Source organism: Pseudomonas sp. RA_15y_Pfl1_P11 (assembly GCF_963970975.1).
GTDB lineage: Bacteria > Pseudomonadota > Gammaproteobacteria > Pseudomonadales > Pseudomonadaceae > Aquipseudomonas > Aquipseudomonas tritici.
Window position 1 is genome coordinate 88,057 of sequence record NZ_CAXAOY010000012.1, and the last position, 24,455, is coordinate 112,511.

A 24,455-nucleotide genomic window follows, 5' to 3' on the forward strand; every position below is an offset into this window, starting at 1 on the left:
CAAGCCCGCTCACTACAGAGCCCTGTCGGGTCAGTTCTTTGCCATCACGGCAATGAACAGCGGCGATTGCAGGAAGCGCTCCAGCCACTGCTGTAACCGGGGATACGGTGCACCGGCAAACCATTCCCGATCCACATGGGCGAACTGCCGCACAAACGGCGCCAGGGCCATGTCTGCCAGGCTTGGGTGATCGGCGAATAGGTACTCGTGATTCGCCAATAATCCCTCAAGTGCGCGCAAGAACACCTCGCCCTCGGCCCGATAATGTTCCATCGGTTGTTCCGGATAGCGTTCGGCATACTTGTATCGATTCAAGTGATACTTGAAGCCCACATCGTTCTCGGCAATCAACGCCAATACCGCCGGGTTACCCGGCAGCAGCCAATCCTGCGGATCGTGCTGAGCCAGCGCCCATTGCATGATCGCCAGGCTTTCATCGATCACCTCGCCATTCACGCTCAACACCGGCACCGTGCCTTTGGGTGACAGTGCCAGCATCTCGGCCGGCTTGGCCTTGAGGCTCACTTCGATAATGCGCACGGGCGCCCCCGAATAGCGCAACGCCAGGCGCGCACGCATCGCATACGGGCAACGTCGAAACGAATACAGCAGCGCCTCGCTCACTTGACCTCCAGCGTGCTCAAGCCATTGCCCTGGCGCTTGACCTGGATCTGCACCGGAATGCGCTCGTGCATTTCCTGCACGTGGGAGATCACCGCCACTTTGCGGCCCTGGGCCTGCAAACCGTCCAGTGCGTCCATGGCCAACTGCAGCGACTCGGGGTCCAGGCTGCCGAAGCCTTCGTCGATAAACAGCGACTCGATCTTCAACGTGCTGGAGGCCATCGACGCCAGGCCCAAGGCCAACGCCAGCGACACCAGAAACGTCTCGCCACCGGACAACGAATGCACCGAGCGCAGTTCATCGCCCATTTCCGTGTCCATGACCAACAGGCCCAGCATGCTGCCGCCGCGCTTGAGGCGGTAGCGACGCACCAATTGGCGCAATTGCACGTTGGCGTGGTGCACCAGCAGGTCGAGGTTGTAGGCCTGAGCGATCTTGCGGAAGGTGTCGCCCGTGGCCGAGCCGATCAGCGCATTCAGGCGTGCCCAGCGTTGCCATTCGTCATAGGCCTTGGCGATCTGCTCGGCGAAGGCCTGATTGGCATCCTGGCGGCGCTGGTCTTCGGATTGGCGCGCGCGCAATTCGGCGCAGGCTTTCTCTCCCTCGGCCAACTGCTGGTTGAGCGCGGCCAGGGCGCTGTCCAGTGCTTCGGCGTCGAGGTTGCCATTGTGCAGGGCCTGGTGCTCGGCGAGGCGTTGCTCGCGTTCCTGCAGCAGGACCTTGGCTTGTTCGACGGCTTTTTCGCTGTGTTGCAACTGCTGGCGCAACTGGCTGACCTGGGCGTCATCGTAGGCCAGCAGACGGTTGAGGCCGTCGTCATCGAGTTCCGGGTGCAGGGCGCGCCACTCGCTGAGGCGTGTGTCCAGCGATTGCTGCTCGGCGTGTAACGCTTGCTGACGCTCCTGTTGGGCCTTGAGATCGGCGGCCAACTGGATCAATGCGTTGTGGATCTCTTGCAATTGCTTGTTGGCGTCGGTTTCACTCTGGCGTGATTGGGTCACGGCCTGATCCAACTGCTGTTGCCAGTGTTCGACACTGCTGTGCTCGCCCAGCAATGCGCGGAGTTGTTCCTGAGCTGCTTGTTGCTGGGCGGCCAACTCGTTGACCTGCTGATTCAGCGCATCGAGTTGCTGCTGACGATGCTGCTGATGGGTCTGTTCTTTCTCGATCGCCTGTTGGCGTTCTTGTTGCTCGGCCAGCTCATCGCGTTGATGGCCGAGCTGTTCCAGGCGTTGGCTGACCTGCTGGTCCAGCTGCATGAAGGTTGCGGCCGGTTCGGCACGCAAACCTTCCTGGGTTTCGGCGGGCAACAGGCTGGCGAAGGCAGTCAGTTCCTGCTCAAGACGTTCGCGGTCGCTGGCCAACTCGCGTTGCTGATCCACCAGCAATTGACGCGCCTGCTGGCTTGCTTCCTGGGCGGCTTGCAGTTGTTGCTGCAAGCGCCCGGCGTTTTGTTGCAGGTTGAGCAGGGCGCCTTGGCGTTGTTCGTCCTGGGCGATGCTCTGGGTCAGTTGACTCAACTGTTGATCAAGCCAGGCGCTGCGTTTGGCCGCCTCCTGGTTGAACAGCGCGGCCGACAGTGGGTGCGCATCCAGGCTGGGCTTGAGTGCTTGTTGTTGCGTCGCCAGTTGCTCCTGCTGTTGCAGGTATTCCTTTTGCTGGGCGATCAGACCGCCGACTTCGCCGCGCAGCTCGGTGAGCTTTTCCTTGAGTGAGTCGACGACTTTCTGCGCCGTGGCTTCCTCGTTTTCGTCATGGCGACCGAGGCTCTGAAGCAGCGCTTCGGGCTGGTGGTACGGGTGTTCGTGGCTGCCGCACACAGGGCAGGGCTGGTCGTCCTGCAACTGCTCGCGCAATTCCTCGACACTGGCGCTGCGGGCCAGGCGCTGGCGCTCAAGCAGTTGCTTCGTGACCGCCAGGGTTTGTTCGGCAATGGTCAGCTCCGCTTTGGTTTGCAGGCCGGTCTGGTTCAGTTGCTCGCGTTGCTGTTGGGCATCGGCGAGCTTTTGCGTCAGTACGCTGGCCTGCTGGTCCAGCTGTTGCTGGCTGTCCCACAGGCGCGTCAGGTCTTCGAAGGCGCGTTGTTGTTTGCGATTGTCTTGCAGCAGGCTGGCCAGCAACTGGATTTGCTCGGCCACGGCATGGGGTTCGGCGCCGGCTTCCTGATAGAGCAGGTCCAACGCGTCGCGCTGTTGGGAGAATTGTTCAGCGGCAGCGGTAGCGCGTTGTCCCAGTTGCGGCAGCTCAGCCTGGCCTTTGTTCAGGCGGTTGCCGATCAACATCAGCTGTTGCAAGCGATCGCGGTAGGCGGTCCAGGCGTCGCTCAAGGGGGCGAGGGCGGCGCTGCGATCGAGTTCGGTGACCAGGCGTTGGAGGCGTTCGGCGACTTGGTTCTGCTTTTCCAGCAGACCGTTAAGCCGGGCCTGGCCTTCGGTGCAGGCGTGTTCGTGCTGCTTTTTGTCCTCGGTGCGCTTGGCCAGCTCTTTGGTCAAGTGGGTGAGGGTGCTCTGCTCTTCAAACGCCTGGCGCAGCAAAGGCACGGCATCGGCCTGGTTTTTCAGCGCCTCGGCCAACGCGGTTTGCGCGCTGGCTTGCTGTTGCTCGGCCTGCGTCTGGCGACCATGCAGTTGGCCCTGTTGTTCGATATGCAACTGAATCTGCACGGCCAACGGGGCAAGCACGCTGTTGAGTTCGGCCTGGCGGGCGAACTGATGACGTTGTGGCGCCAATTGCTCCAAGCGACTCAGGTCCTGGCGTTGCGGGCCCTGGGCATCCCAATCAGCCTGCGCGCGCTGCAGTTGTTCGGTGGCGGCGAGCTGGCGTTCCTGCCATTCGCGCAGTTCCTTGAGCCAGGTGTGTTGCCGCTCCAACTGCTTGAGTTGGGCCTGTTGGGCCTTGAGCTGGGCGTTTGCGGCGTCGAACTGCTGATCCAGTTCGGCGCGGGCTTCAGGGGCCAGGGGCACCACGCCGGTGGCTTGGTCCTGCAACTGCTTGTGCGCGTCCCTGGCGTCTTTGGCCTTGTCGAACGCGCGTCGGCCAAGCTGGGTGTAGAGGGCCGTGTCGGTGAGCTTTTCCAGCAGTTCGCTGCGCTCGTTATCGTTGGCCTTGAGGAAGGCACTGAACTCGCTTTGCGCGAGCAATACGGCGCGGGTGAACTGCTCGAAGTTCAGGCCCAGGGCCAGTTCCAGCTGGGTCTTGTATTCGGTTTTCTGGCTGGCCAGCAGTTGCTCGCTGTCCAGGTCGATCAGGCTCTGGCGGCTGTTCTGCAACTTGCCACTGGCCTTGTCGCGGGCGCGGTTGGCTTCCCAGCGCGCACGGTAGCGACGGCCGCTGACGCCGACAAAATCCACTTCGGCATAACCACCACCGGTGCCCCGACGGATCAAGGTGCGCGGGTCGCCAATGGAAATGTCGCTGTCGGCGTCCGGCATCTTGGCCTGGCCGGTATCGCCCAGGCGCGGCACCGCACCAAACAGCGCCAGGCACAGTGCATCGAGCAGGGTGCTTTTACCGGCCCCGGTGGGACCGGTTATCGCGAACAAACCCGCGCTGGCCAGGGGCTCGGCGGTGAAGTCGATCTCGAACGGGCCAGCCAGGGAGGCGAGGTTTTTCAGGCGAATGGCGAGGATCTTCATGGCTGTTGCTCCTCCTGTTGCACTTCCTGGAGCAGCACGGCGAAATCCTTCAAGGTCTGTTCATCCACTTCACTGCCGTAACTGTCCTGCCAGGCGCGGCTGAACAGTTCCTGGGGCGTGAGCTGGTCGAGTTCGATCAGGCGCTCGTCGTCCGTGTTGTCGCTGGCGCGTTTACCCGCGTATTCGGCGGCGATGCGCACCAGGCGCACGGCTTTGCCTTGCAGGGCGGTTTCGATTTGCTGGCGCAGGTCGGGTTGCGGCTCGTCGAGGCGCACGCGCACTTCCAGCCACGGGTGGCGTTGGGTTTCGGCGAGCAGGTCGATGTCGGGCAGATCCGCCAACTGCTTAAGGATATCCGCCAGCGGCGCAGCCTCCAGGCGTTGCAGGTCAACCGAGCGCGGGATCAGCAGTGGTTCGACACTCACCAGGCATTGGCCCTGGAACGTCACGTCGAGAATCTGGTGCTTGTAGCCGATTTCGGAAAACGACAGCGGAATCGGCGAGCCGCTGTAGCGAATCCGCTCTTCGCCATTGACCTTCTGCGGCTTGTGCAAATGGCCGAGGGCGACATAGCCGACACTTTTATCGAACAGGCTGGCCGGCAGCGCCTCGGCATTGCCGATGATCAGGCTGCGCTCGGAGTCTTCCGACACCGACCCTCCGGCCATGTGCGCATGGCTGATGGCAATCAACGGCTGGCCTTTTTTACGCTTGGCGTTGGCGGCGGCGATCAGCCATTCATGCACCTGGCCGATACCGCGCAGGTAGTCGTCACCCAGGTGTGCACCGGTGACTTCCGCCGGGCGCAGGAATGGCAAGGCCAGGCACCAGCCGGCAATCTTGCCCTTGGCATCCGGCAGGGGGATCAGCAGGCGTTCGGCATCCAGTTGGCCGTCATCCAGCCACAGCACGCGACCGAGCGCATGGGTGCGCAGGCGACGCATCAATGGCGCAGGCAGTTCGATGCGCGAGCCGGAGTCGTGGTTGCCGGCGATCATCACGATGGTCAGCTTGGGGTTTTGCTCGTGGGCGCTGATGATGAAGTCATACAACCGCTCCTGAGCCTTGAGCGGCGGGTTGACGGTGTCGAAGATATCGCCGGCGATGAGCAGCACATCCGGGCGCTGGGCATTGAGTTGGCCCAGCAGCCACTCGAGGAAACAGGCGTGTTCGAAATCGCGTTCCTGGCCGTGGAGGTTTTGGCCAAGGTGCCAGTCGGAGGTGTGGAACAGACGCAAGGCGAACTCCGTGGAAGAGATGAAAAGGAGGGGAGTTTACCCGTAAAAGCACACACGTTGCCTGCGGGTGACACAGATCAACTGTGTGCGGGCAAGCCCGCACCACAGGGGTTATGAGCCATGCAGGCAGTCCAGCGCTCGGTCGGCGAGTGTTTTGGCGCTGTTGATCAAGTGCTCGGTGGCGCCGGCCATGTTGCGCTGATCACTGCTCAGCCCATGGGTAGTGCCGACTGCGTTGGCGGCTGCGCAACGCAGCAGGTCGCAGATCTGGGCGAGGGCGTCTTCGAAGCTGAGGTCTTGGTGCACGACGGGGAGGGTGGTGGGTCGGGGATGAGTTTGTTCATGGATAAAGCTCCTGCTTGGATTGGGAGCCATTATTTTGCCGATCACACACGTCAAAAGGTGGAAGCTGTGTGCGGGTTGAGATACCGGAAAACAGGACCCCGCCAGACCGAAGTCTGCCCGCACACAGCCGCCATAGACGGTTGTAGCGCATTGCGCCTGCTAATAACGGGATCTCGCACCCGATCGCTGATATGCAGCGACGAAGCGAAGGCTAGCCACTGGTGAGCAGGCGCAAGGCCAAAGGACTGTCTAGGAAACGTCCTGCAAATTAAAGAGATATGGATTGCTGCCCTTTAACAATGCATGTCGAACGGACGGTGACGAACGAATTGGAACGGCAGGGTGAGTGGCGACCACTCACAAAGTGGATTTTTCAATCAATCCCTGAATGAATCAGGGGCCCAGCATGACATTTTCAATAAAACCACCTTCCACCACTGCTTTCACCGCTCTACCAGAGCAACTGGAGGCTGACAGTCGCTCAACCCAAGCTAACCACCGTCAGACACGAAGCGCTGAGACCCAGGCCAACGCTGCGGACGCGCGCTCATTCGCAAGCGTGACTGACCGGCAACTGATAGGGCTGGTCCGCGATCATTTACGCGAGTTCCCCGCTGGCGCGACCGACAGCTATGTGAACTTCAACGAGCTGAGGGAGGCCGCCGGCCTGATAGCTACCGACAGGACATCTTCACCAGAGGCCCACCACGCGGCCAAGGCGTTTCTCTCACGCCCAAAACTGCTGCGCAAGCTGGATATTGGCATCAGCCCCGGCAAGAAGGATGGCCGGTTCGATATGGACAACCTGAACTACCTGTACAAATTCCCCCATCGTGAATGGAAGGTGCCGCGTCGTAATCATTAAGTGCAGGCAGGCGTCCGCGCAGCGGCCCGCCAATCACGCAGCTAGGAGTAGCAGCCCGAAGCATCGCGCCGGACGTCGCAGGCCTATCAGACTTATACGACGAAATACCCGGAATCGTCTGACTTTACCCTAAGTAAGTCCCTCTCCAAAGTTTGGCTTGCCGCTGACTCTCTCGTTCTCGTTTACATCGGTATTGGTCTTGGCGGTGTGTCTTCGATGTTGGCTATACAGCAGGTGTGTAATGCGGATTCTGGGGCGGCTTGCGAGAGGGTCAAGCTTACGGAAGTAGGAAAATTTGTGGGGTCTACTTCTCCTGGGGCTTTGAGCGGAGTGATGGCTGGTGCTGCCAGTGGCTCTATTTGCATTGCAATGGGCGTGGCGACTGGAGGCTTTGGCGGGGTTATTTGTGTTGCCGCTATAGTGGGGGCGGGCGCATGGGTGGGTACGACGGGTGGGGGGATGGCGGGTGAAGCTATTGGAGAAAAACTCTACCAAGTAAATCAACCATGAGCAGTATCGACACTTGGCCTCTCTGGATCGCGATCTCTTTTCTAGGGGGGCCAATGTTGCTTGCAGCTTTGACACTTACATACAGCCTGTACCTGACTCATCGTCACATGGACGCCATAAAGGAGGCCTTAAAGCACAGCCGTTATATCTATATCTGGGGGCCAAGCCTTGGAAAACGAGGCTTGATTTGGTCACTCTTAGAGATGGGTAAAATCTCGGGAATGCTACTGTGGCCAAAAGCTTCTCTCATTAATGGAGAGCTGGACCCAACCGATCTTGAAAATTTCCCACCTCACTTAAAGCTACGAATTACCCTTAATCTGAAAACGATGATCATCGCCTTCATTTGGATGTTGATCGGGGTTGTTCTGCTGGAGTTCAGGTAGTTCTGCGGTGAAATTTTTAACTTGAAAGCTCTCGGCACTTTCCACCCATGCCCCTGACCCATCATTGGGTTCCCGATGGCTGTGCCGAGGCAAATACCTGAGCAGCACCCGTGCATCCTGGGACCTATTCCTGGAAGAAGACATCCTCTGCCGCCTGCGCGGTATCGAGCGCTGGCAGGGCGATGGGATCATTGCTGACTTCGATGACCCGCTGATTGGCGGTGCGGCAGGTGGTGCGTTCGCGAGTTATATGTCTACAGGTATAGGCGGGGTCGTATGTGCTGCTGCTTTAGTAGGAGCTGGCGCCTGGGCGGGTACGACTATCGGTGGGAAGGTCGGCGAAGTCAGCGGAGAAATGTTGTACGAGAAAACACTGCCATGACATCGGGAGATTTTTGAACCTCCTGGTTGGCTTTCTGGATTGTTGGAGGTGTACCGGGCCTGCTCGGCATGGCTGGTATCGCATACAGTCTGTACCTGAGTCGGTGCCACCTTAAAGCCACTACACAAGGAGGCTCTGAAAAATAGCCATTACATTTATCTCTGGGGCCAAGCCTGGGAAAACGCGGGGTGATTTGGTCGCTCCTGGAGATATTTAAAATTGCTGGAATGGTAGTGTGGCCGAGGGCTTCGCTCATTATTGGAGAGATAGACCCGGTGGATCTTGCCAGTTTTCCTCCGCGTCTGAGAAGGCATCTGATCATCAAGATGATGCTCATGTCGACTTGTTTCCTTTGGATGGCAGGTGTAGCGATTTTGTTGGCGTTCAGGTAGATCGAGCGGACGTGCCCCGGCTGCACTAAACGCAGCCTAACCCTGTGAGAGCTGGCTTGCCTGCGATGGCTGAGTATCAGCCAACACATCTGCCAACTGTTACACCGCCATCGCGGGCACGCCCGCTCCCACAGGGTTTTGTGGTGGGTTATTTGGGGTAGAGCGGCGGCAAGCTGGTGGTGTCGGTGGCCGGGTCTTGCTCGCGTTCGGCCACGGGGATGGCTTTGATCGCACGCCACAGGTCTTCACCCAGCCAATAATGGCCGCCCTCGCTGTACAGCGCGCCGTTCAAGCCGTCCAACGCGTCCGACAGCGGCACAAACCGCGCGGCCATGTCTGCCAGGGTTTCCGGCTGTTGCCGTGCCCAGGCGTCGAGGGCCTGGCGGGTGGCGTGGGGGTCGTTGGCCTGGGTGGCGCGCTTGAGGTCGTCGAGCAGGGTGCGCGGGCTCGGGCCGGTTTGTGCGGCGCGCAGTACGGCGGGCTGTCGGCGTGCGCGCCACCACAAGCCAAAGCCCAGCAAGGTGGTGCAGGCAAGGAGCAGGCTGCTGAGTTGCCACAGCCACAGGTGGTTGTCATCGGGGGCGGTGATGACGGTGGGCGTGGCGGGAGTGTCGACCACCAGGCTAGGGTTGATCGCCACTTGCAGGGTGCGGGCCGGCAGGCTGGTGCGCTCAAGGTGATCTTCGTGGGTGTTCCACCACACCACTTCAACGGCAGGCAGTTCCAGTGCACCTGCGCGGTTGGGCACCAGGGCTTCACGGTCTTCGCGGCTGCCGATCAGGCCGCGGTCGTTGGTCTGGTTGCCGAGCACCGGTTGGTCCGGGTAGCGGCGCAGGCCGTTGATCTCGGTGCTAGGCAGGGCCGGCAGTTGCGCGCTGGACAGGCCTTCGGCCTTGACCGTGAGGCTGCGAGTCAGCGAGTCGCCGACCTGGACATGCTCGGGCTCCGGGTTCCAGTTTTCGCTCAGGGTCAGGCTGCGCGCCGGTAGCCAGGGCGTATCGGCGGGATACAGCGCCGGCTTGGGCTTGACCACCAGCGGCAGCTGCGCCGAGCTGACGTGGATCAGCTTGCCGGGTTTGGTGCCTTGCAGTGTGTTCTCTTGCGGCGGGCGCGACTCAACCAGCGTGGCGCTGAACGTCTGCGCCGCAATTGCCAACGTGCCGCTGTGCTGCGGGTAAATCGCGTAGCGGGTTTCGATCACGCCGTGGCGAATGCTGTTGATCACCTTCTCGTAGGTGCGTGACTCGCCCAATTGTTCGACGCGTGCGTCGGCAATCTGCAACGGTGTGAGGCTGCTGTCGTCATACAGCGACACCGAGTGGTACACCCGCACGGTCAACAGTGCCTGGGCCTGGACGTAGACACTGGTCTGGTCAAGATTGGCCTCGACAAACACCGGGGCCAGTTCGGCGGCTGTGTTCTGGCTAGCGGTTTCTATCACTTGCAGGCTGATCGGCTGGGTCTTGTACTCGCCTACTTGCAGGGGCGGGATGAGCACCGTGCCGTTTTCCTTGGGCAGCAGCGTGATGATCCATCGCGTGGTGGCGTGGTTATCGCCGCCCAGCGTGGTGAGTTGGTTGATCTGCCGCGTACCGCTGACTTCGAACTGCGCATCCAGCGGCGACAGGTCGGGTTTGCCGAACTGCGTTACATCGCTGGACTCTACCGTGAGCTCCACCGTTTCCCCGGAATTGAGGCGGCTGCGGTCGACGCTGGCAGTCAGGCTCGCCGCCTGGGCGTGGCCTGCCGAGAGTGCGAGCAGGAACAGTAGGGTGGTGCGACGGCTCATCGAGTCTTGTCCTGATGTTGTTGCTGTTCGTACCAGAATTTGCGGCGCAGCAGTTCGCCGGGGTTGTCCGGGATCTCCCGTAGCCATTGCTCCAGGGCCTGGCGACGTTCACCGTCGAGGCTGGCGTCGGCAGGAAGCAGCGGCGGGGTAGTGGTTTGTTCGTCGCCCAATTCGCTGCCCGGCACTTCATTGCCTGCGGTGTGCGGCGTATTACCGGCCTGTGTGTCGCCGGTGCCGGCTTTCCCCTGGCCTTGGGATGACTGCTCGCCACCCATGGTGCTTTGCCCACTCGCACCCGGTTGCGCAGTTTGGCCGGGTTGGGTGGTTTCGTCATCCTCGTTATTGGCTGGCTTATCGGGTTCGGGCTGCTCTTTTTCCTGCATCAGGGTTTCCACCAGCGCTTTGTTTTTCAGGGCCGGTTGCAAGTCGGGTTGTGCTTCAAGGGCCTGTTCGTAGGCGTCGATGGCGGCCTCCAGCTCACCGGACTTGGCCAGGGCGTTACCCCGATTGTAGTGGGCGTAGGCGTCATTGCTCTCGGCGAAACGCTTGATGGCCTCGGCATAGTTGCCGGCTTCGTAGAGCGCTACGCCCTGCCACTGAGGGTCTTCGAAGTGTTCGGCGGCTTCGGCGGGGCGTTTCTGCTTCAGCAGGTATTGGCCTTGCTGGTCGGGACGCAGCCACAGGTCCTGCAAGCCGAAGGCATAGCTGGGTTGTGGCGCGCTCAACAGCAGCAGGGGCAGGCAGAACAACCAGCCACGCCGACCGGCGCAGGCAGCGAGTAGCAACAGCGGCAGGAGCAGCCAGTAACCCTGGTCGGCCCAGGTATCGAGGTGCAGCCGTTGAGCGTCGTTGCGCAAGGTGTGTGGCGGGTCCAGTACACCGAGTTGGCGCAGGTCTTTGTCGTCCAGGCGGGCGGCGCGGTAGCGGCCGCCCATTTCGCTGGCGAACGCCTTGAGCGTCGGGCTGTCCAGACGTGGCACCAGGATCGCGCCGTGTTCGTCCTTGAGGAACTCGCCACTTTCCTGGGTCACCGGGGTGCCTTCCCGGCTGCCGATACCGAGGATCGACAGGGTCGGCGCCTGGCTACTTTGCAGCAGCAGCCGAATGCCCTGGCGTTCCTGTTTGGACAGCGACGAGCCGATCAGCAACAGACGCCCCTGGCCGAGGCCGCCTTGTTTGAGCAGGCCCAGGGCTTTCTCGACTGCCAGGTCGGCGCGGTGGCCGGGCTCCGGCATGATTGACGGGCGCAGGGCTTCGAGCAGGTTGCGGCTGGTGCCCAGGTCGTCTGACAGCGGCACCAGGGTGTGGGCGCTGCCGGCGTAAACGACGATGGCGGTCTGCGCATCGGTGCGTGCCTGCAACAGGTCATACAGCTTGCGCCGCGCCTGTTCCAGGCGGTTGGGCGGGCTGTCGGTGGCGAGCATTTCCGGGGTCAGTTCCAGCAGCACCACCAAAGGATCGGAGGGTTTCTGGCTGGACTGCTCAACCCTTTGCCAACTGGGCCCAAGCAGCGCCAGTACGGCCAAGAGCCAGGCAACGCCGAGCACCACCCATGGCGATTTGCTTTCGCGCCCGTTGCCACCACTGAGCAACACGGCGTGGAAGGCCGGCGGCAGGATCATCTGCCAACGCCCGGCGCGCTTTTGCCGATGCCACAGGTGCCATAGCAACCAGCCGAGCAATGGCAGGAGCAACAGCGACCAAGGGCGGAACCAGTGTGGCCACAGGTCGATCATCGACGCCTCCGCAAGCGCAGGCGTGTGAGGCGCTGGCGCCATTCCGGGTGCTGTTGCAGGAAAATCCCCTTGCTCGACAATTTGGTGAGCCACCGATGCAAGGCGTTGTTCGGCCAGCGTTCCTGGATCACCAGCAACATGCTCAGCACCAACGCCAAGGCCAGCGGCGCGCTGTACAGGGCCAGGGCCGGGCGTGCCTGGGTGGGTTGCTGCTCAACGGGCTCGAGCGTGTCGAGCGTTGCCTTGATCGCTTGCAGCTCTTCGCCATCACGGGCGCGGAAGTACTGACCGCCCGTGGCCTCGGCGATGGCCTTGAGTGCCGGTTCGTCGAGGTCCAGGCTCGGGTTGACGCCGAGGATGCCCAGGGAGCCGGTTTGTTCCGGGTCGGCGCCGATACCGATCGGATAGATCTTCACGCCTTCTTCAGCGGCGAGGCGCGCGGCGGTCAGTGGGTCGATCTGCCCGGCGTTGTTGGCGCCGTCGGTGACCAGGATCAGTACACGGCTCTGCGCCGGGCGCTGACGCAGGCGTTTCAAGGCCAGGCCAATGGCATCGCCAATCGCGGTGTTCTTGCCGGCAATGCCGATGCGCGCTTCATCCAGCCAGGTGCGCACGGTGCGGCGGTCAAAGGTCAGCGGTGCTTGCAGGTAGGCCTGGCTGCCGAACAGGATCAGGCCGACGCGGTCACCTTCACGGCCTTCAAGAAAGTCGCCGAGCAAGTGTTTGACCAGGCTCAAGCGGCTGACGTCCTCGTCTTGCCAGTTCATATCGGGAAAGTCCATGGAGCCGGACACGTCCACCGCCACCAGAAGGTCGCGGCCACTGGCGGCAATCGGCAGCGGCTCGCCAAGCCATTCTGGGCGGGCGGCGGCGGTTAACAGCAGCAGCCACAGCACCACAAAGGGCCCTTGCTGGCGCCAGCCGGGCAGGTTGACGCGGGCGCGGCGGCGAGCGAGGCCCTCAAGGTCGCTGAGGTAGCTAACTTTCAACGCCGGCTCACCGCTGTCGGCTGCCGGCAACACAAGCCGCATCAACCAGGGCAAGGGCAACAGGGCGAAGATCCACGGCCAGGCGAACTCAAACATGTTTGCGAATCCAGGTGTCGACCGCTTGGGTCAGGCCGGCGATGGCCTTGTCGTCGAGTTTGCATTCGGGTTTGTAGGCGCCTTCCACCAACACCATCCAGCGTGTGAGGCCAGCGGCGGGACAGCGGTTGTCGAGGAAGGCCAGCCATTTTCGGCCGTTGAGGGTATGGCTCTGGCTGTAGGGATAGTCGTTGCGGCACAGGCGTTTGAGCAGGCCGTTGAGTTGCTGCAACCACGCGCCGGCCGGGGCCCCGTCGTAGGGTTTGGGCATCCGCGCCAGTTCCGCGAGGGCGGCGATGCGCAATGGGTCCAGCGGTTGCTCGGCGCGGGCGATGGGGCGACGCGTTGGCAGGAAGCGTCGCAGTGACCAAAGCCCCCAGCCGAGCAGTGGAATCAGCAGCAGCAACAACCACCAGCCCGGCGCAGGTGGCCAAAAGCCGACGGCTGGCGGGGCGATCAGCGGTTGCAGTTGGTCAAGGCTGCTCATTGTTTTTTAACCGGACGCTGCGGGTTGAGGTACTCGCGCAGTTGCTCGACCATTTCGCTCTGGGTGCTCAAGGGCATCAACAAGATGCGCAGCTTCTGGGCGAGCAGTTCCCAGCGGGCGATGCGCGCTTCGGCTTGGGCCTTGTAGGCCTGGCGCAAATCGACGTTGAGCGTATCCAGTTCCAGCTGGGCACCGCGTTCTGCGAAACGAAGCAGCCCGGCAGCGGGCAGGGCGTGGTCCAGCGGGTCGGAGATGGGCAACAGCAGCAGGTCGCAGTGCCGTGACAACAGGCTCAATTGCTGCTCGGCACCTTCGGTGAGCGCGCGTTCATCGCAGATCACAATCACCAGGCTGCCTGGGCGCAACACTTCGCGGCCACGGCGCAGGGCCATGCCCAGTGCGTCAGCCTCGGGGCGGCTTTCGGTGTTCAGGCTCTGGTTGACGCGCACCAACCGGTTAAGCAGTTGCAGCAGACTTTGTTTGCTGCGGCGCGGTTTGATTTCGTAGTGCTCGCTATCGCCGAATACCAACCCGCCCACGCGGTCGTTGTGCCCCAGCGCCGCCCAGCCGATCAGGCTGGCCGCCTGGGCCGCCAGCACCGATTTGAACATCTGCCCTGAGCCGAAAAACAGCCGGCAGCTTTGCTCCACAATGATGAAAATCGGTCGCTCGCGCTCTTCGTGGAACAGCTTGGTGTGCGGTTCCTGGGTGCGCGCGGTCACGCGCCAGTCGATGGTGCGCACATCGTCGCCGGCCTGGTACACGCGCACCTGGTCGAAGTCGACACCGCGCCCGCGCAGCCTGGAGTGATGCAGGCCGATCAGCGGGCTGCGCTGGCTCGGCGTGGAAAACAGCTGCACTTCGCGCACACGGTGGCGCATCTCGATCAATTCGCTGAGCGTGACGCGGATTCCATCGCTGGTGTTCATGGGTTTCAAGCCACGGCAACGACGTCAAGAATGCGTTGCACCACGCGGTCCTGGTCAATGCCGGCGGCTTCGGCCTCGAACGACAGAATGATGCGATGGCGCAGCACGTCGAACAGCACCGCCTGGATATCTTCTGGGCTGACGAAGTCGCGACCGGCCAGCCAGGCATGGGCGCGGGCGCAGCGGTCGAGGGCGATGGAACCGCGTGGGCTGGCGCCATAGGCGATCCACTCGGCCATCTCCGGGTCGAACTTGGCCGGGGTGCGCGTGGCCATCACCAGTTGCACCAGGTATTCCTCTACCGCATCAGCCATGTACAAGCCGAGGATTTCCTTGCGTGCGGCGAAGATCGCCTGTTGGCTGACGCGGCGCTCAGGCTTGGTTTCGCCGTTCAGGGCTTCGCCACGCGCCTGTTGCAGGATGCGCCGCTCGACGGCGGCGTCGGGGAAGCCGATCTTGACGTGCATCAGGAACCGGTCGAGCTGGGCTTCGGGCAGCGGGTAGGTACCTTCCTGCTCGATGGGGTTTTGCGTGGCCATGACCAGGAACAGCGGCGACAGGTCGTAGGTGCTGCGTCCCACGCTGACCTGGCGCTCGGCCATGGCTTCCAGCAACGCCGATTGCACCTTGGCCGGCGCGCGGTTGATTTCGTCGGCCAGCACCAGGTTGTGGAAGATCGGCCCCTGTTGGAACACGAAACTGCCGGTTTCCGGGCGATAGATCTCGGTGCCGGTGATGTCGGCGGGCAACAGGTCGGGGGTGAACTGGATTCGATGGAACTGCGCCTCTATGCCTTCGGCCAGCTCTTTGATGGCCTTGGTCTTGGCCAGGCCCGGCGCGCCTTCTACCAGCATATGGCCGTCAGCGAGCAAGGCGATCAGCAAGCGATCGATGAGTTTTTCCTGGCCGAGAATCTGCGTAGAAAGAAAAGTTCGCAGCGCAAGCAGCGCTTCACGATGTTCCATCGATGACGGTTCCTGGAGAGATGAGCGCAGGCGTCGAGTAAAAACCGCCGGGCTTGGGGGGCTTACTTTAATCCATCGAGGGGGCAGGCGACTAACGACGTAACGGGTATTTTTGGCAAAACTTGTAGGATTTTTGTGTGTCCGCGAGGAATGAGGGCTGGACCGGGTGTTTAGTGAGCGGGGCAAGCCCGCTCACTAAACAGTGACTTAAGTCCGGGAGAAGGTACCGGTGCCCTTGAGGATGTTCTGCAGGGTTTCTTCAACTTCGGCCATGTCCGACACGGCCGTGGCATGGGTGATCTGCAACTGATCCTTGCCACCCAACGCGTCGGCATCGCCGGCGGCGAGTTCTACCAGCACGGTCGTCTCACTCAGCGTGACCTTCAACCCATCCAGGGTCGACGGCGCGTAGTCCCAGGTTAGTTCCACCTCATCTTCATCGGGATAACGGGTGAGCATGAACATCTCGCCGTTTTTGCCGTGGCAGCAGAGCATGGCCATGTTGTCTTCTTCGTCGTCGCACGGGGTGACCATCAGGGCCTCGGTTTTCAGTTGCAGCATGGGGAATCCTGTCTGGGGTAGGGCGTGATGGGGGCAATTGTGCCATTGCGACGAATTTTGTGCTGCATCCAGTGTCAGATCCCGTGCATGACCTGGCCGGCTGAATCAGTCACTTCTGGTACTCGGGGGATTGAAAAGCGTCGGTTTTTCTACCTGGAAATCCGGGTTGCCCAAGTCGCAACCCCAAGCCTGCTTACCGATGACCGAATATGTCGCAGCGTCGCAAGCAGCTGTCTTCCTACACTCGTTAAGCTGCGCAACGGATGTGCACCCGCCAGGCGCCTGACCTGCCCGTCGTACCGTCACCCGGCAAGGTGCGCATCTTATGGAAGTTGTATGTGACCTGATTGTCTTGTCCAGCTTCACCCACCTGTCACTCTGATTCGTTTATGGTGTTTCCAGAATTCCCAGCGAACAGAGCTGACGGTCCCCCAAGGGGATAACACGCGACGCTTCCATCAATAACAAGCCCAAGCGGAGTACCACAGATGGCGTTCTTCACCGCAGCCAGCAAGGCCGACTTCCAGCATCAACTGCAAGCGGCACTGGCCCAGCACATCAGTGAACAGGCACTGCCACAAGTGGCGCTGTTTGCTGAACAATTCTTCGGCATCATTTCCCTGGACGAACTGACCCAGCGTCGCCTTTCCGACCTGGCCGGCTGCACCCTCTCTGCGTGGCGTCTGCTTGAGCGCTTTGACCACACCCAGCCGCAGGTGCGTGTCTACAACCCCGATTATGAACGTCATGGCTGGCAGTCGACCCACACCGCGGTCGAAGTGCTGCACCATGACCTGCCGTTCCTGGTGGACTCGGTCCGCACCGAACTGAACCGCCGTGGCTACAGCATCCACACCCTGCAAACTACCGTGCTCAGCGTACGTCGTGGTGCCAAGGGCGAGTTGCTGGAAATCCTGCCGAAAGGCACCCAGGGCGAAGGCATCCAGCAAGAATCGCTGATGTACCTGGAAATTGACCGCTGCGCCAACGCCGCCGAACTGAGCGTGCTGAGCAAAGAGCTTGAGCAGGTGCTCGGCGAAGTGCGCGTGGCCGTGGCTGATTTCGAACCGATGAAAGCCAAGGTCCAGGACCTGCTGGCCGGTATCGACGCCAGCCAGTTCAGCATCGACGGCGAAGAAAAAGCCGAGATCAAGAACTTCCTGGAATGGCTGGTGGGCAACCACTTCACCTTCCTCGGTTATGAAGAGTTTGTGGTACGTGACGAGGCGGATGGCGGTCATATCGAATATGACGCCGATTCCTTCCTCGGTCTGACCAAACTGCTGCGCGCCGGCCTTACCGCCGACGACCTGCGCATCGAAGACTATGCCGTGGCGTACCTGCGTGAGCCGACCGTGCTGTCGTTCGCCAAGGCTGCGCACCCGAGCCGCGTGCACCGCCCGGCGTATCCGGACTACGTGTCGATCCGTGAGATCAGCGCCGACGGCAAGGTCATCAAGGAACACCGTTTCATGGGCCTGTACACTTCCTCGGTGTATGGCGAAAGCGTGCGGGTGATCCCGTACATCCGCCGCAAGGTCGCGGAAATCGAACGCCGTTCCGGCTTCCAGCCCAAGGCTCACCTGGGCAAGGAGCTTGCTCAAGTCGTTGAGGTGCTGCCGCGTGATGACCTGTTCCAGACTCCGGTCGACGAGCTGTTCAGCACCGTGATGTCGATCGTGCAGATCCAGGAACGCAACAAGATCCGTGTGTTCCTGCGCAAAGACCCGTACGGTCGTTTCTGCTACTGCCTGGCCTACGTGCCGCGCGACGTCTATTCCACCGAAGTGCGCCAGAAAATCCAGCAAGTGCTGATGGATCGCCTGAAGGCCTCGGACTGCGAATTCTGGACCTTCTTCTCCGAGTCCGTGCTGGCGCGCGTGCAGTTGATTCTGCGGGTTGACCCGAAGAACCGCCTGGACATCGACACGCTGCAACTGGAAAAAGAAGTGGTGCAGGCCTGCCGCAGCTGGCAGGACGACTACTCCAGCCTGGTCGTGGAAAGCTTCGGCGAAGCCCAAGGCACCAACGTGCTGGCCGACTTCCCGAAAGGCTTCCCCGCCGGTTACCGCGAGCGTTTTGCTGCGCATTCGGCTGTGGTCGACATGCAGCACCTCAACAGCCTGACCGAAGCCAACCCGCTGGTGATGAGCTTCTACCAGCCACTGGGCCAGGTCTCCGGCCAACGCGAGCTGCATTGCAAGCTCTACCATGCCGACACCCCGCTGGCGCTGTCCGACGTGCTGCCGATCCTGGAAAACCTCGGCCTTCGCGTGCTGGGTGAGTTCCCGTATCGCCTGCGTCATGCCAGTGGTCGTGAGTTCTGGATCCATGACTTCGCGTTCATCGCCGCCGAAGGCGTGAACCTGGATATCCAGCAGCTCAACGACACCCTGCAAGACGCGTTCGTGCACATCGTGCATGGCGACGCCGAGAACGATGCGTTCAACCGCCTGGTACTGACTGCTGGCCTGCCTTGGCGCGACGTGGCCTTGCTGCGTGCCTACGCCCGTTACCTGAAGCAGATCCGCCTGGGCTTTGACCTGGGTTACATCGCCAGCACCCTGAACAACCACACCGACATCGCTCGCGAGTTGACCCGGTTGTTCAAGACCCGTTTCTACCTGGCCCGCAAACTCACCGCCGAAGACCTGGAAGACAAGCAGCAACGCCTGGAACAAGCGATTCTCAGCGCCCTGGACGACGTTCAGGTGCTCAACGAAGACCGCATCCTGCGCCGCTACCTGGACCTGATCAAGGCCACCCTGCGTACCAACTTCTACCAGGCCGACGCCAACGGTCAGAACAAGTCGTACTTCAGCTTCAAGTTCAACCCGCACGCGATTCCTGAGCTGCCTAAGCCAGTGCCGAAGTTTGAAATCTTCGTGTACTCGCCACGGGTTGAGGGTGTGCACCTGCGCTTCGGCAACGTGGCGCGTGGCGGGTTGCGCTGGTCCGACCGTGAAGAAGACTTCCGTACTGAAGTGCTTGGCCTGGTAAAAGCCCAGCAAGTGAAGAACTCGGTCATCGTGCCAGTGGGGGCGAAGGGCGGCTTCCTGCCGCGTCGCCTGCCACTGGGCGGCAGCCGGGACGAGATCGCGGCCGAAGGCATCGCCTGCTACCGCATCTTCATTTCCGGCCTGTTGGACATCACCGACAACCTGAAAGACGGCGCCCTGGTACCGCCGGCCAACGTTGTGCGCCATGACAACGATGACCCGTACCTGGTGGTGGCTGCGGACAAGGGCACTGCGACCTTCTCCGACATCGCCAACGGCATCGCCATCGACTACGGCTTCTGGCTGGGCGACGCGTTCGCCTCGGGTGGTTCCGCCGGTTACGACCACAAGAAAATGGGCATCACCGCCAAGGGCGCGTGGGTCGGTGTGCAGCGTCACTTCCGTGAGCGCGGCATCAATGTGCAGGAAGACAGCATCACTGTTGTGGGCGTCGGCGACATGGCCGGTGACGTGTTTGGTAACGGCCTGTTGATGTCCGACAAGCTGCAACTGGTCGCGGCCTTCAACCACCTGCATATCTTCATCGATCCAAACCCGAACCCGGCCACCAGCTTCGTTGAGCGCCAGCGCTTGTTTGAGCTGCCGCGTTCGGCCTGGACCGACTACGACACCAGCATCATGTCCGAAGGCGGCGGTATCTTCTCGCGCAGCGCGAAGAGCATTGCCATCTCGCCACAGATGAAAGAGCGCTTCGCCATCTCGGCCAACAAGCTGACCCCGACCGAATTGCTGAACGCCTTGCTCAAGGCGCCGGTAGACCTGTTGTGGAACGGCGGTATCGGTACCTACGTCAAGGCCAGCACTGAAAGCCACGCCGATGTGGGCGACAAAGCCAACGACGCACTGCGCGTCAATGGCAACGAGCTGCGCTGCAAAGTGGTGGGCGAGGGCGGTAACCTCGGCATGACCCAACTGGGTCGTGTGGAATTCGGCCTCAATGGCGGCGGTTCCAACACCGACTTCATCGACAACGCCGGTGGTGTGGATTGCTCCGACCACGAAGTGAACATCAAGATCTTGCTCAACGAAGTGGTGCAGGCCGGTGACATGACCGACAAGCAACGCAACCAGTTGCTGGCGAGCATGACCGACGAAGTCGGCAACCTGGTGTTGGGCAACAACTACAAGCAGACCCAGGCCCTGTCCCTGGCTGCGCGCCGTGCCTACGAGCGTGCCGCCGAGTACAAGCGCCTGATGAGCGACCTGGAAGGCCGTGGCAAGCTGGACCGCGCCATCGAGTACCTGCCGACCGAGGAGCAGCTCGTCGAGCGCGCCGCGAATGGCAAGGGCCTGACCCGTCCGGAACTGTCGGTGCTGATCTCGTACAGCAAGATCGACCTCAAGGAAGCGCTGCTCAAGTCTCGCGTACCGGATGACGACTACCTGACCCGAGACATGGAGACCGCGTTCCCACCGAGTCTGGTCGCCAAGTTCGGCGAGGCCATGCGCCGCCACCGCCTCAAGCGCGAAATCGTCAGCACCCAGATCGCCAACGATCTGGTCAACCACATGGGTATCACCTTCGTTCAACGGCTCAAAGAGTCGACCGGCATGACCCCGGCGAACGTAGCCGGCGCTTACGTGATCGTGCGTGACATCTTCCATCTCCCGCACTGGTTCCGCCAGATCGAAGCCCTGGACCACCAGGTGTCGGCTGACGTGCAACTGGAGCTGATGGACGAGCTGATGCGCCTGGGTCGTCGCGCCACGCGCTGGTTCCTGCGCAGCCGTCGCAACGAGCAGGACGCTGGCCGTGACACCGCGCACTTCGGTCCGCACCTGGCGGCGTTGGGCCTCAAGCTCGACGAACTGCTGGAAGGCCCGACCCGTGAAGGTTGGCAGAACCGTTACCAGGCCTACACCGAAGCCGGTGTTCCTGAGCTGTTGGCACGCATGGTTGCAGGCACGGCTCACCTGTACACCTTGCTGCCGATCATCGAAGCCGCTGACGTCACCGGGCATGACGCCGCCGAAGTGGCCAAGGCCTACTTCGCCGTTGGCAGCGCCCTGGACTTGCCATGGTACCTGCAGCAGATCAGCGATCTGCCGGTGGCCAACAACTGGCAGGCCCAGGCCCGCGAAGCCTTCCGCGATGACGTGGACTGGCAGCAGCGTGCAATCACCATCTCCGTCCTGCAAATGGCCGACGCGCCACAAGACATGGAAGCCCGCGTGGCCCTGTGGCTTGAGCAGCACAAGGACATGGCCGAGCGTTGGGTGGCGATGATGGTTGAGATTCGTGCTGCTGTGGGTACGGACTACGCCATGTATGCCGTGGCCAACCGCGAGTTGCTGGACCTGGCGTTGAGTGGTCAGCCGGTGCTGCAACCGGCTTGATCAAGCGGTAAAACAAAAGCCCCCACATCGTGAGATGCGGGGGCTTTTTGTTGCAGCGCTATTTATCAAACACTGAAGGGCACATTTTGATCTTCATTCACTTAGGTGCAGTGGTGTTTTACTAGTTTGCTTTGCAGATGATCCAAGTGCTGCATCATGAGGTTCACCGCAGTGGTTGAGTCACGGTGCTCCACCGCATCCACAATCGCCGCATGCTCCTGCCACGCGCAATACGTGCAGGCTTTTGCTTCGTATTGGGCAATGATCAACGACGTCAGCGGCACCAAACTGTTAAGGAACTGCGCCAGCGGTGCATTGCGCGCCATCGCTGCCAATTGCAGATGAAATTCCCCCGACAGCCGAATCGCCGGTCCACGCTGGTCGCGCTCGATGCACTCGCGCTCGCGGGCAATCAGCTCGCGTAACTGGCGCACCTGGGGCGGTGTGGCGTGTGCGCAGGCCAGTTGCACCACAGTTATTTCAGTCAGGCGCCGTGCTTCAAGGATTTGCCGGGTTTGCTGCGGGTCCGGCGCGGCGACCTGGGCCCGTTGGTTGGGCCGCAGGATGATTACTTGCTGATGGGACAGTTTTGCCAGGACCCGGCGAATCACACTGCGACTCACGCCAAAGATTTCGCCCAGGCCTTCTTCGGTAAAACGGCTGGCTGGGGCGATGCGTTGTTCGAGGATGGCGTCGAACAGGCGCGGGTAGATGTCGTCCACCGAAGGCTTTTTACCAGCGACCAGGCGCAGGGCAGGGAGGATAGGGTCGCGTTGCAGCGCGTGAGCGGTCATGGCCTGTCTCCAGAAAGTCAGCTGCCCAGATGGTCGTCCGGGATGTTCAAACGGATGCCCATGCGCAGACCTTCCTGAAGGATGTGCCGACGCATTTCCGCACTGGCCAGGGCGCTGTTCTTGTTGCGGATGGCGCGCACCACGGCTTCGTTTTCCCGCAGGCGCTCCGCCAGGTGCTCGGGCGAGTTGCGCAGCACTTGGGCGCTTTGCTTGAGGGCGTTACTGGTTTGTTGCACCACGTTCTGGAAGATCGGGTTGGAGGTCAGGGCGAACAGTTCTTCATGGAAGCCGATGTAGGCGTTCATGCCAGCTTCGGCGTCGCCGGCGTCGAGGGCTTCGCGCATGTCCATCAAGGTCAGGCGCAATTGGCCGACCTCTTTGCTGCTGATGGATTGGGCCACCAGACCGACAATGAACGGCTCGAGGGTGTAGCGCAGTTGCAGGATGTCTTCGAGGCTGGCGTCGGCCACGGTGTCGCTGGAGTGCGCGTCGCTGACGCTGGTTTCCAGCACCACCACACCTTTGCCGGGCATGGAGCGCACCAGGCCAAGGGTTTCCAGGACGATCACGGCTTCGCGTAGGCTGGGGCGGCTGATGCCCATTTGTTCGGCCAGTTCGCGCTGGCCGGGGAGCATTTCGCCGCGGCGCCACTGGCCCCGCGCCAGAGCGGCTCGGAGTTTTTCTACGACTGAATTGACGACGGTTGAGGTGCTGATCACGTCGTACACTCCTTTAAGTTGCCAATACAATAATTAAACTGGCATTGAGCCAATGTGGGCGCTGGCTTGTCGGGTCGCCGCATCGCTGCGCTGGCTGACTATCGGCTGATAGCTTTGTAGGCTGACCCACCGCTATCGCAGGCAAACCAGCTCCCACATTTAAACGGTGTCGCTTGCTCAGAACTCCTGATGCGCGGGCAGCACCGGTTTCTTGGCCTGGAAAGCGTAGCCTTGGTGACCATCGAGGACCTTGTTGGCGCGCTGGATATCGATGTCTTTCTCCCAGCGTGCAATGGCCACGGTGGCGACGCAGTTGCCGATCAGGTTAGTCAGGGCGCGACCGATGCCCATGAACCAGTCCACCGCCAGCACCAGCACCAGGCCCACCACCGGAATCGCCGGGATCGCGGTAAGGGTCGCCGCCAGGATCACCAGCGCCGAACCGGGAATCCCATGGGCGCCCTTGGATGTAATCAACGATACCAACAAGATGGTCATCAGATCGGTCATCGACAGCGGTGTGCCGGTGGCATTGGCGATAAACACGATGGCCAGGGTCAGATAGATCGAAAAGCCATCGAGGTTGAACGAATACCCAGTTGGAATTACCAGGCCCACGGTGGAGCTGCCGATCCCCAGGTGCTCCAGCTTACGCATGATTTGCGGCAGCACGGCGTCGGAGGAGGCGGTGCCCATCACGATCAGCAGTTCTTCGCGCAGGTACTTGAGCAGCGGCAGCATGCGCAGGCCCGACAGGCGCATTACCAGGCCCAGGATCAGGCCGACGAAGGCAAAGCACGTCAGGTAGAACAGGCCGACCAGGCTGCCCAGGTGTTGCAGCGAATCAAGCCCGTAGGTGCTGGTGGTAAAGGCGATCGCGCCGAATACACCGATCGGGGCCAGGCGCACGATCATGCCCATGATGCGAAAGATCACATGGCTCAGTTCGTTGATCAGCCGGGAAATGCCCGACGCCGCTTCGCCCACCAGGTTCAACGCGCTGCCGAATAGCACCGAGAACAACAGCACTTGCAGCACGTTGTTCTCGGCAAAGGCGCCGATGACCGAGTTGGGGATCAGGTCCATCAGAAACTGGCTGGTGCCCTTGATGTGCTGGCCCTTGTCGGCCAAGTCATTCAAACCGGCAGACGACAACTGCTCCAGATGGATATTGGCGCCAGTGCCGATACCGGTGCTAAAAGCCATGATGAGTCCGATCACCAGGGCGACCGTGGTCAGGACCTCGAAGTAGATCACCGACTTGAGGCCGATGCGTCCGACCTTTTTCAAGTCGCCGGCGCCGGAGATGCCGCTGACCACCACGCAGAACACGATCAGGCCGATCAGCATCTTGATCAGCTTGATGAAGCCGTCGCCCAAGGGTTTGAGTTGCGAGGAGAATTCGGGAAGGGCCAAGCCGCAGATTACGCCTAGCATCAGGCCAATCACGACTTGCAGGAAAATCGAACGCGAGCACCATCTGAGCATGGGAGGGATCTCTATTCGGTGCCCTGGTGATTCCAGGGCTTAATTGTTGTGGTCATACCGGTAAGTCCAGTGCGGGGCCAGTCTAGGCCAGGTATTTTTGAAATAACAAGTCATTATTTAGCGTTTGACGGGTCCCGGTCTGACCAGTTGGTCGGTGAGGTCGATGCT

The 24,455-nt window shown here is 61.3% G+C and carries 17 protein-coding genes and 1 pseudogene; 4 read left to right on the forward strand and 14 right to left on the reverse strand.

Annotation, left to right across the window (positions count from 1 at the left end; all coding sequences use genetic code 11):
- Positions 1–30: 30 nt before the first annotated feature.
- The 4 genes from AACY44_RS16440 to AACY44_RS16455 form a co-directional block, all read right to left on the reverse strand.
- Positions 31–624: a glutathione S-transferase gene (locus AACY44_RS16440; RefSeq protein ID WP_339415920.1), complete on the reverse strand. Its 594-nt coding sequence runs from the start codon at positions 622–624 to the stop codon at positions 31–33.
- Positions 621–4,259, reverse strand: a complete 3,639-nt coding sequence (locus tag AACY44_RS16445; RefSeq protein ID WP_339427586.1) for an AAA family ATPase — start codon at positions 4,257–4,259, stop codon at positions 621–623. The genes AACY44_RS16440 and AACY44_RS16445 overlap by 4 nt, the downstream gene beginning before the upstream one ends.
- Positions 4,256–5,497, reverse strand: a complete 1,242-nt coding sequence (locus tag AACY44_RS16450; RefSeq protein ID WP_339415923.1) for an exonuclease SbcCD subunit D C-terminal domain-containing protein — start codon at positions 5,495–5,497, stop codon at positions 4,256–4,258. The genes AACY44_RS16445 and AACY44_RS16450 overlap by 4 nt, the downstream gene beginning before the upstream one ends.
- A 111-nt stretch (positions 5,498–5,608) precedes the next feature.
- The gene (locus tag AACY44_RS16455) at positions 5,609–5,803 is read right to left on the reverse strand and encodes a DUF6124 family protein (RefSeq protein ID WP_339427585.1); all 195 of its coding nucleotides are present in this window, start codon (positions 5,801–5,803) and stop codon (positions 5,609–5,611) included.
- A gap of 445 nt (positions 5,804–6,248) precedes the next feature.
- Between AACY44_RS16455 and AACY44_RS16460 the strand changes: the two genes are divergently transcribed.
- The 3 genes and pseudogenes from AACY44_RS16460 to AACY44_RS16470 form a co-directional block, all read left to right on the forward strand.
- A complete protein-coding gene (locus AACY44_RS16460) occupies positions 6,249–6,707 on the forward strand; it encodes a hypothetical protein (RefSeq protein ID WP_339415925.1) in 459 nt (152 codons plus the stop codon).
- A 506-nt stretch (positions 6,708–7,213) separates the two neighbouring features.
- Complete coding sequence (locus AACY44_RS16465; RefSeq protein ID WP_339415926.1) at positions 7,214–7,603, forward strand: hypothetical protein; 390 nt, start codon at positions 7,214–7,216, stop codon at positions 7,601–7,603.
- A gap of 88 nt (positions 7,604–7,691) precedes the next feature.
- Positions 7,692–7,865 (forward strand): annotated as a pseudogene (locus tag AACY44_RS16470) (xylose operon transcription regulator XylR); the annotation flags it as partial.
- 660 nt (positions 7,866–8,525) lie between these two features.
- On the opposite strand, the gene AACY44_RS16475 reads toward AACY44_RS16470, so the two are convergent.
- The 7 genes from AACY44_RS16475 to AACY44_RS16505 all read right to left on the reverse strand — a co-directional run bounded on the left by AACY44_RS16475 (position 8,526) and on the right by AACY44_RS16505 (position 15,929).
- Positions 8,526–10,166, reverse strand: coding sequence for a BatD family protein (locus tag AACY44_RS16475; protein WP_339436588.1), 1,641 nt, complete (start codon positions 10,164–10,166; stop codon positions 8,526–8,528).
- Positions 10,163–11,902 carry a tetratricopeptide repeat protein gene (locus AACY44_RS16480; protein WP_339436587.1) on the reverse strand — a complete coding sequence of 580 codons (1,740 nt, stop codon included), beginning with the start codon at positions 11,900–11,902 and terminating at the stop codon, positions 10,163–10,165. Before AACY44_RS16480 ends, AACY44_RS16475 begins: the two co-directional genes overlap by 4 nt.
- A complete protein-coding gene (locus tag AACY44_RS16485; RefSeq protein ID WP_339415930.1) occupies positions 11,899–12,987 on the reverse strand; it encodes a vWA domain-containing protein in 1,089 nt (362 codons plus the stop codon). The genes AACY44_RS16480 and AACY44_RS16485 overlap by 4 nt, the downstream gene beginning before the upstream one ends.
- A complete protein-coding gene (locus tag AACY44_RS16490) occupies positions 12,980–13,474 on the reverse strand; it encodes a DUF4381 domain-containing protein (protein ID WP_339456823.1) in 495 nt (164 codons plus the stop codon). The genes AACY44_RS16485 and AACY44_RS16490 overlap by 8 nt, the downstream gene beginning before the upstream one ends.
- Positions 13,471–14,403 carry a DUF58 domain-containing protein gene (locus AACY44_RS16495; RefSeq protein WP_339415932.1) on the reverse strand — a complete coding sequence of 311 codons (933 nt, stop codon included), beginning with the start codon at positions 14,401–14,403 and terminating at the stop codon, positions 13,471–13,473. Before AACY44_RS16495 ends, AACY44_RS16490 begins: the two co-directional genes overlap by 4 nt.
- Before the next feature lie 5 nt (positions 14,404–14,408).
- Positions 14,409–15,368 carry an AAA family ATPase gene (locus AACY44_RS16500; protein WP_003174327.1) on the reverse strand — a complete coding sequence of 320 codons (960 nt, stop codon included), beginning with the start codon at positions 15,366–15,368 and terminating at the stop codon, positions 14,409–14,411.
- Between the two features lie 207 nt (positions 15,369–15,575).
- On the reverse strand, positions 15,576–15,929 hold the full coding sequence (locus AACY44_RS16505; protein ID WP_339530662.1) for a hypothetical protein: 354 nt from the start codon (positions 15,927–15,929) through the stop codon (positions 15,576–15,578).
- 488 nt (positions 15,930–16,417) lie between these two features.
- Here AACY44_RS16505 and AACY44_RS16510 point away from each other — a divergent pair, with 488 nt between their 5' ends.
- The gene (locus tag AACY44_RS16510; protein ID WP_339427584.1) at positions 16,418–21,286 is read left to right on the forward strand and encodes an NAD-glutamate dehydrogenase; all 4,869 of its coding nucleotides are present in this window, start codon (positions 16,418–16,420) and stop codon (positions 21,284–21,286) included.
- A gap of 101 nt (positions 21,287–21,387) precedes the next feature.
- Here AACY44_RS16510 and AACY44_RS16515 read toward each other — a convergent pair whose 3' ends face one another.
- The 3 genes from AACY44_RS16515 to AACY44_RS16525 form a co-directional block, all read right to left on the reverse strand.
- Positions 21,388–22,080, reverse strand: coding sequence for a GntR family transcriptional regulator (locus AACY44_RS16515; RefSeq protein ID WP_339530664.1), 693 nt, complete (start codon positions 22,078–22,080; stop codon positions 21,388–21,390).
- Between the two features lie 17 nt (positions 22,081–22,097).
- Positions 22,098–22,799: a FadR/GntR family transcriptional regulator gene (locus tag AACY44_RS16520; protein WP_339415936.1), complete on the reverse strand. Its 702-nt coding sequence runs from the start codon at positions 22,797–22,799 to the stop codon at positions 22,098–22,100.
- A 177-nt stretch (positions 22,800–22,976) separates the two neighbouring features.
- Complete coding sequence (locus AACY44_RS16525; protein WP_339416329.1) at positions 22,977–24,302, reverse strand: C4-dicarboxylate transporter DctA; 1,326 nt, start codon at positions 24,300–24,302, stop codon at positions 22,977–22,979.
- Between the last annotated feature and the right edge of the window lie 153 nt (positions 24,303–24,455).